This window comes from Ruminococcus sp. AF17-12, assembly GCF_003479245.1.
GTDB lineage: Bacteria > Bacillota > Clostridia > Lachnospirales > Lachnospiraceae > Blautia_A > Blautia_A fusiformis.
On sequence record NZ_QUGY01000004.1, the window covers coordinates 61527 to 75026 of the forward strand.

Consider the following 13500-nt stretch of genomic DNA (forward strand, 5'->3'; position numbering starts at 1 on the left):
TTTTGATGGGGTGATGGATGCAACAGTATTGGTCGTGGAAGGATGAAACGACCGGGAGCGGGCGGGATTAAGATAAAAACAAAAGCTGTCGAAGTATGACCAGTCCCATAATATGGACTGGGTAAAACCAGTAAAAGAAATATTTTGCTGATTTTCCGCGGATGAAGCCTCTTTTTCCATTGTACAGGTTAATGGACAGAAAGGCAAAGGAGGCTCTCCATTCATAGTAAAGCCAGCAGCTTCCGAGGATTGCCTGGCCTGGCTTATCGTTTCGCATATAGTACATGATCAGCAGGAAGATATACCCCCGCCATCCATAGTCTGCTTTCAGAAAAATGGAAATGACAAGCAGTCCCAGGATGCAGAGAAGCTGCATCGAAGGTCTGGTCTGGAAATATTCGATGGCACAAAAGGCCAGATATCCGAGGAAAAGCGTGAAAAACACATTTTGTCTTTCGTAACGCAGCGTATTTGTAAACATCAGATTCCACGGAATTTCTGAGAGCAGCGCAAAAAGAAGGAGATTTCTTCCATAGAGGAACCGGCTCCGTGTATGACGGAAGCCTTCCAGCAGGAGAAAACAGAAGATGGGAAAAGCAGCTCTTCCGATATCGCGGAAAATAAGATATACAGTATATTCTCTGCCGAAAAGTGTAAACAGGATTTTCTGTGCAGGCTGATACATACTGAGCAGCACAGCTCCGATATGATCGATCAGCATGGTGATGACCGCGATCATCTTCAGAGCGCTTCCGCTGAGAATGCGGTATTTTTCTGGAAAAACAGAATCCACAGATGCATTCATGAAAAATATACCTCCAGGGTTAAACTTGCTAATATATTATCACATACATACAGCAGTTGCCAGAAATATTTGACAGTTAGGCATGCAATACTGCCGGAATAACTACCAATATTATGCGTTTTATGGCAAAATTTTATTAAATATGACTGGACGAAACAAAGGTTTTGTGAGAAAATAGCGATAGGGTGTTATCGAACTTTTTTTCTCAATAACATCGGTCAATCTATACTTGAAAGGAGTTTTAAAATGATTTATTCACGCGAAGTAGAAGAAATGTGTCCAGTGGCACAGGGCGTACATCATGGTGCCGCTCCGATCCCGGAAGAAGCAAAATGGGTTCAGGCAAAAGAAGTAAAGGATATCTCCGGATTTACACACGGTGTTGGCTGGTGTGCTCCGCAGCAGGGTGCTTGCAAGCTTTCCCTTAACGTTAAAGAGGGAATCATCCAGGAGGCACTTGTTGAGACAATCGGATGTTCAGGAATGACTCATTCTGCAGCTATGGCTTCTGAGATCCTTCCAGGACTTACCGTTATGGAGGCGCTGAACACAGACCTTGTATGTGATGCAATCAATACAGCTATGAGAGAGCTTTTCCTTCAGATCGTTTACGGACGTTCCCAGTCTGCATTCTCCGAGGACGGACTTGCAGTAGGCGCTGGTCTTGAGGACCTTGGAAAAGGACTTCGTTCTCAGGTTGGTACAATGTATGGAACTCTGAAAAAAGGACCTCGTTACCTTGAGATGGCTGAGGGTTATGTTACAGGTATCGCTCTTGATGAGAACGATGAGATCATCGGATATCAGTTCGTAAGCCTTGGAAAAATGACTGACTTCATTAAGAAAGGTGATGACCCGAACACAGCATGGGAGAAAGCAAAAGGTCAGTACGGCCGTGTTGCAGATGCTGTTAAGATCATCGACCCAAGAAAAGAGTAATTACACTTCGTAAGGTGAAAATATCAGGAGGTTACAGGAAATGGCTTTATTTGAATCATATGAGAGACGAATTGACAAGATCAATTCTGTTTTAAACAGCTATGGAATCGCTTCTATCGAAGAAGCTGAGAAAATCACTAAAGACGCAGGACTGAACGTTTACGATCAGATCAAAGGCATTCAGCCGATCTGCTTCGAGAACGCTTGCTGGGCTTACACAGTAGGTGCAGCTATCGCGATCAAAAAAGGCTGCAGAAGAGCCGCTGATGCAGCAGCAGCTATCGGAGAAGGCCTTCAGGCTTTCTGTATCCCGGGATCCGTTGCAGACACACGTAAAGTAGGTCTTGGACATGGAAACCTTGGAAAGATGCTCCTTGAGGAAGAGACAGACTGCTTCTGTTTCCTTGCAGGACATGAGTCTTTTGCAGCAGCTGAGGGTGCGATCGGTATCGCTGAGAAAGCAAACAAGGTTCGTAAAAAACCTCTTCGTGTTATCCTGAATGGTCTTGGAAAAGATGCTGCTCAGATCATCTCCCGTATCAACGGCTTTACATATGTAGAGACAGAGTATGATCCATATAAGAACGAGGTTAAGGAAGTATTCCGTAAATCCTATTCTGAGGGACTTCGTGCAAAGGTTAACTGCTACGGCGCTAACAGCGTTCCGGAAGGTGTTGCGATCATGTGGAAAGAGGGCGTTGACGTTTCCATCACAGGAAACTCCACAAACCCGACTCGTTTCCAGCATCCGGTAGCAGGAACATACAAAAAAGAGTGCAACGAGAAAGGCAAAAAATACTTCTCCGTTGCTTCCGGCGGTGGTACAGGACGTACACTTCATCCGGACAACATGGCAGCAGGTCCTGCTTCCTACGGTATGACTGATACACTTGGACGTATGCATTCTGACGCTCAGTTCGCAGGATCTTCTTCCGTACCGGCTCACGTAGAGATGATGGGTCTTATCGGCGCTGGAAACAACCCGATGGTTGGTATGACAGTTGCTGTAGCTGTTTCTGTTGAGGAAGCTGCAGAGGCAGGAAAGTTCTAATCAAACCTTTTTAATTAAAGAGTCAACAAACCTTGAAAGTACCGTAGTTCCAAGGGCTGCGGTACTTTTCTTAATTTTGATTGTAAAAAAGAAGATGTAATTTAAGACAGTGTGAGAAGCCTTGAAAATGGCAAGATAGGCAACAGGTAGGTAACAAGCAGGTAACAGAGCGAAGGAAACAAAAAGAAGAACCGATCATAGGAAAAGAAAAGCCGCAACCACAAGGGTTACGGCATTTTTTCTATCTCATCTCTGAGCCACTCAATATCACGGATCGTATAGACCGCCTCGGTTACGTCTGTGATCTTGTGACCGGCAAGACGCTTCACAACATATTCATCCACGCCCGCCTTTTTCGCCATCGTAATGAATGTTGTTCGGGGATCATGCGGTCGATGTTCGGAACGAAGGTGCAGTGCGGCAACGACCTTGTTAAAACGTCCAGCGTATTTATCATAGGTGATTTTCATACCGCCCTTGGTAGCCTCCGGATCATTAAAGAGGCGGTCGCTTCCAAGAGAAACTGCTTCGTCATAATTTCTTCTTACCAAGTCCCGAATACGAGTGTGGATCGGGACGGTACGGTGCCTGCCGGCCTCAGTCTTCATACCGCCGGTAATACACCACTTTCCAAAGTCAACGTCTTTTAATTCCAAGAGTCCCATTTCTTGGGGACGCCATCCCATATAGCATTGTATAAGCAACCAGTCGGCGAATTTAATATTGTCAGCAGCACTCCAAAGGGCTTCCATCTCAGAATCATTGAAGTTAATATGGCCACGCTTTGCGTTCTCTTTTTCTTTGATAATGTCATTTGAAAGTTCGAAGGTACGAGCATAGTTTTTCGAGACAAGATCATATTCCATAGCATAGTCCAGCATGAGGTTAAACATGGATTTTATTCTGGATTTCGTTCCAGGAGATGCAGGCACCTTAGCTCCGGCATCTTTGCCACGGTTTTGAATTACATATCCGTCTTCCATGATTCCTTTTATGTGGCGGGCACGCAGATCCTTTACACGCATCCCCTGTATAGCGTGACAATATCTCCAGGCAGCGATTATTGTCCTGGAAGAAGAATCACTTTCTAGGGTAGGAAAGTAAGCTGCTGTCCATCTCTCGTAAAGCTCGGCCAAGGTCATGTTATTGTTCTGAATGTCGTAGGGGTTAGCTCCGTATTCAGCTAATGCCTGCAGAGCATCTTTTTTAGTCTTAAAGGTCCCGATAGGAACTCTGTTCTGTACTGCTTTTCCGGTTTCTTTATTTATGACCCAGCCGAGGGTTACTCTGGCCAGATATGGCTTACGCCGGTTTCCGGATAATTTAGTTACGCTTCCATAGCCATTCGGTAATTTCAATAGATCATCTCCTGTCATAATGCAATGGTTTCGATAATGTTTCCGAGGTCCTGGAAATTTGTTTTTATCGGCTCCAGAGAAAGGAGAGAGTTTAAAGCTATACTTTTCTGGTTAGGCTTTTGCTGATCCAGAACAGAAGTAGGCAATACATAAAATTCCCAGAGATTAAGATTTCTTATGGATTGCTCGCGACTTCTGGCAGTATACAGGCAAAAGACGTACAGGTCAGAATGGCGGCTCCGCTCAGGAGAATAACCGGTCTGCGGATTCCATGCTCGCTTTGGTGCGATGTCAAAAATAATGTGTGAAAAGTAGTCCTCGGTCCAAGATTGAAGGTAAGCGGCAGATTTTACTTCAATCCTTCTCCCGGAAGGGCTAGCTAGATCATAAGGCGTCCAGTCAGTCCTCAAAATTTCTCGGGGGGGGGGGGAAAAATGAGAATGATTTTTTTACGAGAAATTCTGCCAGCACCCCTCGAAGCGTATTGTTGAGCAGATCAGAATAAGCCCAGCTCCAAAATTCAGAGACAGATATTCCAGTATCATTTCCATCGAGAGTAAATTTCTCATTTCCGTTTAGTAGTTCCATTGTTTTCTCCTCGTTAGGTAAGGACAGCCGGCAACTCTCCACTTAGAGATTGAAGCAGAGAGAGCTGACACGCCTCATCCGAGAGAGGACCGTAAGAGTGAACCATGGCAATTAGGGATTCATCAGGTAAAGAGATACGGGCCTGCAGCCTTTGGATTTTGGCGGTTGTCCTGCACAAAGTTTGAGTGTCACAGCAATTAAGACTTGCGCAGAATGAAGCAAGGTAAAAAAGAATGGCCGGTGCGTCATGCCCGGCCATCTCTTCTGTTCTTGCAAGTGCGAAATACTTGGTTGCGTTATGTTGCATAAAGCATCCTCCTGTCAGTACCGAGTTTTGCGATACCAGCTCAGCCGGATAATCTTTTCCCTTCGTCAACGTATTTCTTTGAGTCCTCGACAGCACGCAAGAAGCCCTTAATTTCTCCCATAAATTCATATTGTTTGCTCATGGGAAGTTCGTGGAATAAATCCAAAAGTTCTTCGTCCATTGCGGAAAGCTTTGGCTCTTGAACCTCAGGCTGTTCTATGACAGCAGGACGCTCTTGACCGGTCAGGAGATAATCCAGCGAAACGCAAAGAAAATTTGCAATGGCCGGCATATAGCGAGCCGGAGGATCTTTCTTCCTGGTTTTCCATGTAGACATAGTAGATGTTTGGATATCGAGAACCTTGCACAATTCTATGGCCGTTTTATCACGCTCTGCGAGTAAATCGGATATGCGTTCAATGATTTCCATTAGACACCTCCAAGTGTAAAAATATACGCAAATACGAGGTAAAATCTTTACAAATACGCAGATTCGTGCTATAATATAATCATGAAACAAATTATTATTCGTGGTTGCGAGCCTATGATTTAAAATCTGTTTCATGGTGATTGCGTGTTCGTAATAACTCGTATTTGTATTATAGCACGCACTCGGAAAAAATGCAAATGCGAATCGCAGATGCAAGAAAGGAGATCGATGCAAATGAGCAATACTACTGTCCCCATTTCTGAATGGTGCAAGGAAATAAGAGTTGCGCTTGCGAGGAAGGAAATGAACCTTCAGAGTGTAGCTGATGAAATCGGCTACAGCTATACAACGATAACAGCCCTTATCAGCGGCCGGATCGTAAAGGATAATTACCTGGATATCGCAAAGAAAATTAACGAAGTTCTGGAAGTGAACGTGCTTCCGGAAAAGCCGCAGCTTCCGTCCGATGAATGGTGTGGAGCAGTGCGAGCAAAACTGTATGTAAAAAAAATGAACATCAGCGAGCTGAGCAAGTCCATCGGATTCAATCGAGACAAGGTATCGTTGGTGCTGAACGGCCATGCACTTGATTGGCCAGTGATCGAGAAGATCAATGAACAGTTAAAAGTGGAAGTACCGGCCGTTCCTGTAGGCACTGATTAAATTATAAGTGAAAGTAAGGTAAATGAGAATGGGACGGAACCCTATAAAAGAAAACCAGAATCCGTATTTTAGAGCCAGAAAACAGGCGGCAGAATGGGATGCAAGGCTGGAAAGCAGAGAAAGAGCATCGGAGCTTATAGGAATTGCGGCATATACGCTGGCAGACTACGAGCTGGGAAATGTTAAAAGAGTGCCAGCCGACAAGGTTTTGATAATGGCGGATCTGTACAACGCACCTTGGCTCCTGAGCAATTATTGCAAGAATGAATGTCCGATCTGCGGATTCCTTCCACTTGCAACGGAAGAGAAAAATATATGCAGCGTGACCGTGAGATTATTAAAAGCTTTGAGAGAAGATGAGCTGGAGAATATGAAAAATCAGCTGCTTGAAATATCCCAGGACGGAAAGATAAGGGACGATGAGGTAGAAGCGGTGAGAAAGATATCTGAATATCTTGACGGCATCGCAGAGGTAATAAGTGAATTTAAAATAATGAGCGATAAAGCTTTGAAAGGCAAATAGGAGGATACGATGAGAAAGGTTAGACGGTTACTGAAGGAAAATTGGATACCGATTGCAGTTGGTATTCTTATCACGAAGTGGGCCGTAGATTATGCATATCGAGTGTGGGGTTATGACGCAATAGGGAGTGAATGGTTAGTATTACCGTTCACCATTTTTATTTTTAACTGGGGAAAAGCCGTGTGGGAAGAATTAAGAGGTGAATAGGTATGTGTGCAGTATGTAGAAAAAATCCATGTGACAGCAGATGCCCGAACGCTGAAGAGCCGAAGCTAAATGTTTGATTTAGAGAACTTCCCAACCAGAGAACTTGCAAGGGACATGATGGGTATGATTTCCCCCATTTATGACAACTCATATGTGGGAAAATGGATTTTCGAGGTTATGAGCGTACCTCTGTCATTGGCGCAGGACACAATTAACGAATTAAGGGAGCAGGCATTTCCGGAAACGGCAACCTGGTCCCTTCCCTATTGGGAGCAAAGCTATGGGCTGCCGACCAATGAAGCGCTGAGTATTGAAGAACGCCGGAGCAGAGTTATTTCAAAAAGGAACTACAGGAAGCCGATGAATCCGGCCAGAATTGAGATGCTGCTGAAAGAATTGTGTGGAAGAGATGTCAAGCTAATTGAAAACACAGCACCTCATACCTTTGAAATCAGCGTAAGCCCTGGAACTTCGGAAGCCAGTTTAGATCAGATTATAAAATTGGTGAACGAGGTGAAACAGGCACAAAAAAGTTTCCGAGTGGTTTTTGATACTCCAACAACAATCAAAATTCGGGCAGATCCTAAGCCGCAGAAATTCCCTTATCGAATGACAGCAAGAGGAAGAAAAGCAGGTACATATCCGCAAGTTAATTGGGTAGGGATTTCGGAACATGGTTCTGTTATTGTGACTGCGAACAGAATGAGTAGGGAATTTCCTTATGTTGTAGCTGGAACCAAACCAGATAGAACATACGATGCCCGTCTGACTGCGTTACAGCTACAGGCTTCGTCAAAAGGTAAAGGTGTCGAGTTTCCCTATCCTATTTCTGGCACAAAACCAGATAGGAGCTTTCTGGCCGAGATAGAACCAGGAGCGTTGAATGTGCAGGTAGATAGCACAAATGCAGAAGTTTTGTATCGTGCTTGCGGAAGCAAAAGAAAATTGTAAAAGGAGGAGTAGCAATGTTATCAGCTGCGGCACTGGCCGGATTCAGAAATCATGTGAAGAATACGGTCGCTTATGCCAAATACAAAATCGGTTCCACCTATTACCGGTCAGAGATTACAGATATCACTATTAGCAGTGATGGAAAAGTAAAGATTGAATTTATATTAAACCCTTCGGTATCCGGCGAGGTAAAGGTAACAGAAGTACAGCTTTACAGTACAAGTGGAGAGCTTTGGTGGAGTAAAGCTGAAAATATCACCAAGAAATCCAAAAAGGAAGGTATTTATTACCGAGTAACTATCAACATTTTAGAAGAGTAGGAAGGAGGTATGCACAATGTACGAACCGACATATTGGAAAGATGAAGTCGTAGAAAATCCGTATCGGTACAAAGAAACGCAGAACTCGGATGGAAGTATTGAACACGTCCCTGATCCGGGAGAAGTTCTGCAGGAAGGCACTGAGCAGAGCGCAACTAATTTCAATCACATGGAGCAGGGAATCCTGGAAGGACATGAAATAAGCGCAGAGGCTGTCAGGATGCTGAAAAGTGTTATGAGAAAAGTAGAGGGACTTGACGGCGAGAAAGTCACAGTCACCCTGACAAACTCCCAGGTATATCCGTTTAATAACTCAGTGAAAACCATTCAGCTGAAAACTCCACGCAATTATAAGACGTATCTTATCACAGCAGAAGTTACCAGCGTGTCTGGTGGTGCTGTGGGAGATATTGAGTTTACGGACAAGCTGCTGAATGGATTCAAGGTAGCTTACACTGGATCTGCGAAATCAGTAACCATGGACCTGTATGTGAGAGGAGGAATGTAATCATGGCAAATGTGATTATCCAGGACGAAAGAAGACAGGCAGACATCGAGTATGTTGCCAAGAAGTACGGAATCGACACCAACAACCCGGCAATGAGAGAAGCTGCAGAAGTAACTGCGGTCAGAAGCCGTGAAGCAATGGAAATGGGAAGAACACAGAGGAGGTATTACTGATGAAGATTACATACTTACCGGAAGACGGAAAGAATTTCATTCCTTACGAGGTATCTGGAAAAACGATCGACTTTGACGATGGAGAGCTGATGTTCAATGTCTCAAAGAAAGAGCGTGACTATGAGGTTGTGATCGATATTTGCGAAGACTACACCGGTGGACTGGTGATGGGAGCCGATGCAGGTGACAAGTATGTTGCACAGATCATTATTCCTGCAAGGGAATATACAGAAGTAGAAAAAGAAAATCCGAACTATGATCCAGAGAATGAAGAGGGAACCGAACAGCCTACTATCAAAGAGCTGAAGCCGGTTCCTTTTTCTATGGATCGTTGCGAACTGAGATTATGGGAAAGAGAGGTCTAAATCATGGCAAATTTTGATGATATGAAGCTGGCAGTCGAGGCGCTGTCCGGAGGAAAGAACACAGTTTTACTGGATGATCGTGGGATGCCGTCCATCATGGTTGCGTTTCCAAAATTCAAAATCTCAGATGTAATTGCCGGAGGAAGTGAGAACATCCATCCGGCATTTTCTGTAGGTGGTGCGGAAAAAGATGTTGTGTATGTCTCAAAATTCCAGAACATTGTAATGAATGACAGAGCATACTCACTTCCGTTTAAGGACCCGAAGACCGGCGTGAACTTCGACCAGTCCGCCAACTACTGCAGAAACAAAGGAACCGGATGGGGCCTGATGCCGTATTCCTTATGGAGCGCTATCGCTCTGTGGTGTAGAAAGAACGGTACTATGCCAAGAGGTAACAATAACTACGGCAGCGATCACGGATACCCACACGAGAAAGGGACACCGACTTACTACGATAGTAATAAGATCGCTCGTGTAGCAACCGGTTCTGGCCCTGATACATGGAGCCACAACTGGATGCCGGACGGAATCTTCGATCTGAATGGAAATGTATGGGAGTGGTGCGCTGGCATGAGACTTGTTGATGGAGAAATCCAGATCATTCCGTATGCGAACAGTATGATTTTGACAACCAGTATGGCGGCCGGCTCTACAGAATGGAAAGCAATCGCAGCTGACGGTTCACTGGTGGCTCCTGGCACTGCCGGTACTTTGAAATGGGATGTTGTTTCTGGAAAGATTCAGCTTACCAAAGGAACTATCACACCGAAAGACACAGGAAACTGGCTGCCATATAACAATATGACACTTGGCGAAGGACTTACAGCAGCTCCGGAGTTGGCAAAAGCTCTCCTCCTGTATCCGGATGAGCCAAACGGAGATTACGGTGGAGATTACCATGGATTAAATACTTCCGGAGAGCGTTTGCCGGTCTGCGGGGGCGGCTGGAACCTCGCTTCCAATGCTGGCGTGTTCGGCGTGTACCTGTTCCACCCTCGGACTAGCGCCAACGGCTACATCGGTTTCCGCTCCGCTTTTGTAAACTGAGGACTGTAAACTGATTGCCGCCTGGGAAGGCGGCGTTTGTTGTGAAAGGAGAAAGAATGTGGCAGAACAGAGATCCGACAACATGACAGCAGAGATGGAAGAGGAAGGGCTAACGATATTACAGAAAATTGAAGATATGGAAGTCTACGCCCTCCCTCTCATCGAAAGATGGTCCATTGCACACCAGAAATTATTAGGTGACGATATAGCTCATTGTATGAACAGAATGTCGCAGCTGGCGTCGGCATTAACGGTTGCATACTACAAGAAAACTTCCATCAGCGAACTGGATGAAATGAACAAAGCACTCCAGTCTCACATCAGAGTAGCCTATCGCCTGGGATATTTGAAAGGAAAATCTTCCAGGAGTGAATGGGAAGGCCGTTCTGCAGAGATCGGAAGAATGATTGGAAAATATAAAGAATGGGTATACGGCGATCAAAAATCGTCACAACAGAATAAAAGTGCAAAATCAAGGTACAGCCGGTAACGATCCGGTTGTGCCGCCGGGAATAGGCTATTTCGTTTGCCGATCTGCGGGGGCAACTGGAACAACACTTCCAATGCTGGCGTGTTCAACGTGTACCTGAACAACCCTCGGACTAGCGCCAACGGCAACATCGGTTTCCGCTCCGCTTTACTCTCATATGCCAGAACCGGTCAGTTCAAGGACTGCCGGCAGTGCGAGAGATTTAAAGGAGTCTATTTCCGCTCCGACCGTGTGGAAGGAGAAAAATGGTTCTACTCGTGCGTGGGTAGAGCCGTCCCTGTGGAGACACACAAAGCAGGAGACACCTATGGAGGCCGCAAGTAGCGAGAGTGAAAGCTGCCACACATAGTCAAATACAAAGGAGCGATAACGCAACATGAAGATTAAGAATGTTTTTGATCTTATCTTCTCCATGGAAAATCTGTATGGAGCCTTAGAAGATGCTTCAGATCAAAGGAGATATAACAAGGATGTAATGCTCTTCAATTTCAACGCCTGGGATAATTTGAAAGAGATTAGAGATTCTGTTTACGATGGGACGTATACCATAGACAAATATTATATTTTCTATGTGTATGAACCGAAGAAAAGGATGATAATGTCCATCAAATTTAAACACAGAGTTGTTCAATGGGCGATATACAGAGTTATCAATCCTATGCTGATTAAGGGATATATCAAGGATTCTTACGGATGTATCCCGGAAAGAGGACCACTGACCGCTATGTTTCGGCTTAAATACTGGTTGGAACAGGTGAACCGTAAGGATGAGCAGTGGTATTACTTAAAACTAGATATAAGCAAATATTTTTACCGGATATCGCATCGGATACTAAAGAAAATACTTGCAAAGAAAATTAAGGATCAGCGGTTGCTGAAATTGCTGGAATCAATTATAGATTGCAAACATACACCGTTTGGATTGCCGCCAGGACGTTCACCAGGGGAAGTACCTTTGGAAGAACGTCTTTTTGATGTCGGAATGCCTATCGGAAATCTGCTATCACAGGTGTTTGCGAATGTGTATTTGGACGCACTGGATCAGTTCTGCAAGAGGGAATTGCAAATTCATTGTTATGTCCGATACATGGATGATGTGATTATTCTCAGTAGTAGCAAGGCACAGCTCCAGGAATGGAAAGTCAGAATTGCTTCTTTTCTGGAAACGGAGTTGGAACTGCAGCTAAACAATAAAACTTGTATCCGGCCAATAAATCAAGGTATTGAATTTGTCGGATACAGGGTATGGCCTGACAAAGTGGTACTCAGGAAGAAAACAACACTTCACATCAAGAGAGTTTTGAAGGCAAAGAAAGAAGCGTACAGAGTGAAGGAAATTTCTTTTAAGCAGGCAACAGACACACTGCAGAGTTACTTGGGAATGATGAAATATTGTGACTGCGATGCATTGAAGGAGAAGATTCTGGATGATTTTGTCCTGACGCACGCAGACATGAAACAAATTTACGAGGAAGGAGGGGATCGGGATGAGAACTACTATCGCAGAGGTGATGGATGGTCAGTCGAAGATTATCCAGTTACAGACGAAACTCATAGACCGGCTGGCACTTGCATTACTGCAGCATGGAACTATTGAGGATAAGGAACTGGCAATGATTAAAGAAGCAGCGGATCTGCAGAAAGGACTGGAAGAATGAAACCTAAAAGCAGAATCAACCGGCGGGCCGGTCCTGGATTCTTGATATATCAATGAATATTGCAGAAATCGAGGTAGAAAAGGAATGACATTAAAAGAACTCATGGAAACTGGCGGAGGAATCCTTTTCATTGTCCTTACATTAGTGCAGATAGCACCAATCAAGTTCAATCCCTGGACAGCACTGGCTCGGGCAATCGGGCGAGCGTTAAACAAAGAAGTCATGGATAAGATTGAGGAGGGGGATGCGAAAAATGCACGCTACAGAATTATTCGATTTAACGATGAAATTCGACATAATGTAAGGCATACGGAGGAACATTTCAATCAGATTATCGATGATATTGATACTTACGAAAAATATTGCAGAACCCATCCTAAATTTCCGAATGGAAAGGGAGTTCATTCAGTAGCAAACGTCAAAAAGATTTACGAAAAATGCAGTGATGAGAACTCTTTTCTGTAATTTAGGAGGTTGCAGGTGAAATGAAAAAAATTAAAAAAGTGGTTGCGGCCGTAAAGAAGGTCGGAACCTTGAACCTGGTACTGATTCTGGTCGGTGCTTTTTTTGTTTGGTTTAACTGGCAGATGATCCTGGTTTTCCGGGAATATGGAAGTATGCCGGAAACCTATGCCTGCGCTGTTGTGGCAGCAACAATAGGTGAGTGTGGAATCTGCGGCTGGATTCGGACGAATAAAGATAAGCGGCTGGATCGGAAATGGCAGAAAGAAGACGAAAAAGAAAGCCAAGAACAATATGTCTCCGACATAAATGTCGGTAACAAAAACGAGGAGGAAAACTTATGAGCTTAGAGATTTTTTTACTGTTACTGCTGATTGTATCTATTTTTACAGGACTCTTCACAGAGGGAATCAAGAAATTGATGGATGAGGTAAACAAGAAATACCTCTCCAATTTCTTGGCCGGTTTCGTTGCAGTCGTACTGTCAGTTCTGGTAGATGCGGGATATATCATTCTGACGGAGGCACAGATCAATGCAAAGATGGCTGTATATTTAATCGCTCTGGTGCTGTTATCCTGGCTGGCATCAATGGTGGGATACGACAAGGTGATCCAGGCTATTACGCAGTGCAAGAAGTACAAAGAGGAGTAG

Annotated in this window: 21 protein-coding genes; 16 read left to right on the forward strand and 5 right to left on the reverse strand. The window is 44.5% G+C overall.

What is annotated here, in order from left to right; genetic code table 11:
* Positions 1-67: 67 nt before the first annotated feature.
* Positions 68-805: a TraX family protein gene (locus tag DWW77_RS05390; protein ID WP_015525725.1), complete on the reverse strand. Its 738-nt coding sequence runs from the start codon at positions 803-805 to the stop codon at positions 68-70.
* Between the two features lie 246 nt (positions 806-1051).
* Here DWW77_RS05390 and DWW77_RS05395 point away from each other — a divergent pair, with 246 nt between their 5' ends.
* Complete coding sequence (locus tag DWW77_RS05395; protein ID WP_015525726.1) at positions 1052-1744, forward strand: iron-sulfur cluster assembly scaffold protein; 693 nt, start codon at positions 1052-1054, stop codon at positions 1742-1744.
* Between the two features lie 40 nt (positions 1745-1784).
* Complete coding sequence (locus tag DWW77_RS05400; RefSeq protein ID WP_118608216.1) at positions 1785-2795, forward strand: GGGtGRT protein; 1011 nt, start codon at positions 1785-1787, stop codon at positions 2793-2795.
* Positions 2796-3022: 227 nt separating this feature from the next.
* On the opposite strand, the gene DWW77_RS05405 is transcribed toward DWW77_RS05400, so the two are convergent.
* From DWW77_RS05405 to DWW77_RS17935, 4 genes are all read right to left on the reverse strand, one after another.
* Positions 3023-4153, reverse strand: a complete 1131-nt coding sequence (locus DWW77_RS05405; RefSeq protein WP_118608217.1) for a tyrosine-type recombinase/integrase — start codon at positions 4151-4153, stop codon at positions 3023-3025.
* 399 nt (positions 4154-4552) lie between these two features.
* The gene (locus DWW77_RS05410) at positions 4553-4741 is read right to left on the reverse strand and encodes a hypothetical protein (RefSeq protein WP_118608218.1); all 189 of its coding nucleotides are present in this window, start codon (positions 4739-4741) and stop codon (positions 4553-4555) included.
* A 13-nt stretch (positions 4742-4754) separates the two neighbouring features.
* Positions 4755-5048 carry a hypothetical protein gene (locus tag DWW77_RS05415; protein WP_118608219.1) on the reverse strand — a complete coding sequence of 98 codons (294 nt, stop codon included), beginning with the start codon at positions 5046-5048 and terminating at the stop codon, positions 4755-4757.
* Positions 5049-5088: 40 nt separating this feature from the next.
* Positions 5089-5478, reverse strand: coding sequence for a helix-turn-helix domain-containing protein (locus DWW77_RS17935; protein ID WP_171030223.1), 390 nt, complete (start codon positions 5476-5478; stop codon positions 5089-5091).
* A gap of 234 nt (positions 5479-5712) precedes the next feature.
* On the opposite strand from DWW77_RS17935, the gene DWW77_RS17940 reads away from it, so the two are divergent.
* The 14 genes from DWW77_RS17940 (at position 5713) to DWW77_RS05485 (ending at position 13500) form a co-directional block, all read left to right on the forward strand.
* Complete coding sequence (locus DWW77_RS17940; protein ID WP_171030222.1) at positions 5713-6141, forward strand: helix-turn-helix domain-containing protein; 429 nt, start codon at positions 5713-5715, stop codon at positions 6139-6141.
* A 22-nt stretch (positions 6142-6163) separates the two neighbouring features.
* Positions 6164-6664 carry a helix-turn-helix domain-containing protein gene (locus DWW77_RS05425; protein WP_226834064.1) on the forward strand — a complete coding sequence of 167 codons (501 nt, stop codon included), beginning with the start codon at positions 6164-6166 and terminating at the stop codon, positions 6662-6664.
* Between the two features lie 9 nt (positions 6665-6673).
* Positions 6674-6871: a hypothetical protein gene (locus DWW77_RS05430; RefSeq protein ID WP_118608222.1), complete on the forward strand. Its 198-nt coding sequence runs from the start codon at positions 6674-6676 to the stop codon at positions 6869-6871.
* 69 nt (positions 6872-6940) lie between these two features.
* Positions 6941-7822 (forward strand): putative phage tail protein, encoded by an 882-nt coding sequence (locus DWW77_RS05435; protein WP_118608223.1) that lies wholly within the window; start codon positions 6941-6943, stop codon positions 7820-7822.
* A 14-nt stretch (positions 7823-7836) separates the two neighbouring features.
* Positions 7837-8142 (forward strand): hypothetical protein, encoded by a 306-nt coding sequence (locus tag DWW77_RS05440; protein WP_118608224.1) that lies wholly within the window; start codon positions 7837-7839, stop codon positions 8140-8142.
* 16 nt (positions 8143-8158) lie between these two features.
* A complete protein-coding gene (locus tag DWW77_RS05445) occupies positions 8159-8650 on the forward strand; it encodes a hypothetical protein (protein WP_182431193.1) in 492 nt (163 codons plus the stop codon).
* 2 nt (positions 8651-8652) lie between these two features.
* Positions 8653-8823 carry a hypothetical protein gene (locus DWW77_RS17945; RefSeq protein ID WP_173716207.1) on the forward strand — a complete coding sequence of 57 codons (171 nt, stop codon included), beginning with the start codon at positions 8653-8655 and terminating at the stop codon, positions 8821-8823.
* The gene (locus DWW77_RS05450) at positions 8823-9188 is read left to right on the forward strand and encodes a hypothetical protein (protein ID WP_118608225.1); all 366 of its coding nucleotides are present in this window, start codon (positions 8823-8825) and stop codon (positions 9186-9188) included. The genes DWW77_RS17945 and DWW77_RS05450 overlap by 1 nt, the downstream gene beginning before the upstream one ends.
* A gap of 3 nt (positions 9189-9191) precedes the next feature.
* A complete protein-coding gene (locus DWW77_RS05455; RefSeq protein ID WP_118608226.1) occupies positions 9192-10238 on the forward strand; it encodes a formylglycine-generating enzyme family protein in 1047 nt (348 codons plus the stop codon).
* Positions 10239-10296: 58 nt separating this feature from the next.
* Positions 10297-10728, forward strand: coding sequence for a four helix bundle protein (locus DWW77_RS05460; protein ID WP_118608227.1), 432 nt, complete (start codon positions 10297-10299; stop codon positions 10726-10728).
* A 376-nt stretch (positions 10729-11104) separates the two neighbouring features.
* Positions 11105-12325 carry an RNA-directed DNA polymerase gene (locus DWW77_RS05470; protein WP_118608229.1) on the forward strand — a complete coding sequence of 407 codons (1221 nt, stop codon included), beginning with the start codon at positions 11105-11107 and terminating at the stop codon, positions 12323-12325.
* 145 nt (positions 12326-12470) lie between these two features.
* The gene (locus DWW77_RS05475) at positions 12471-12851 is read left to right on the forward strand and encodes a hypothetical protein (RefSeq protein WP_118608230.1); all 381 of its coding nucleotides are present in this window, start codon (positions 12471-12473) and stop codon (positions 12849-12851) included.
* 20 nt (positions 12852-12871) lie between these two features.
* On the forward strand, positions 12872-13192 hold the full coding sequence (locus tag DWW77_RS05480) for a hypothetical protein (protein ID WP_118608231.1): 321 nt from the start codon (positions 12872-12874) through the stop codon (positions 13190-13192).
* On the forward strand, positions 13189-13500 hold the full coding sequence (locus tag DWW77_RS05485) for an aminopeptidase (RefSeq protein WP_118608232.1): 312 nt from the start codon (positions 13189-13191) through the stop codon (positions 13498-13500). The genes DWW77_RS05480 and DWW77_RS05485 overlap by 4 nt, the downstream gene beginning before the upstream one ends.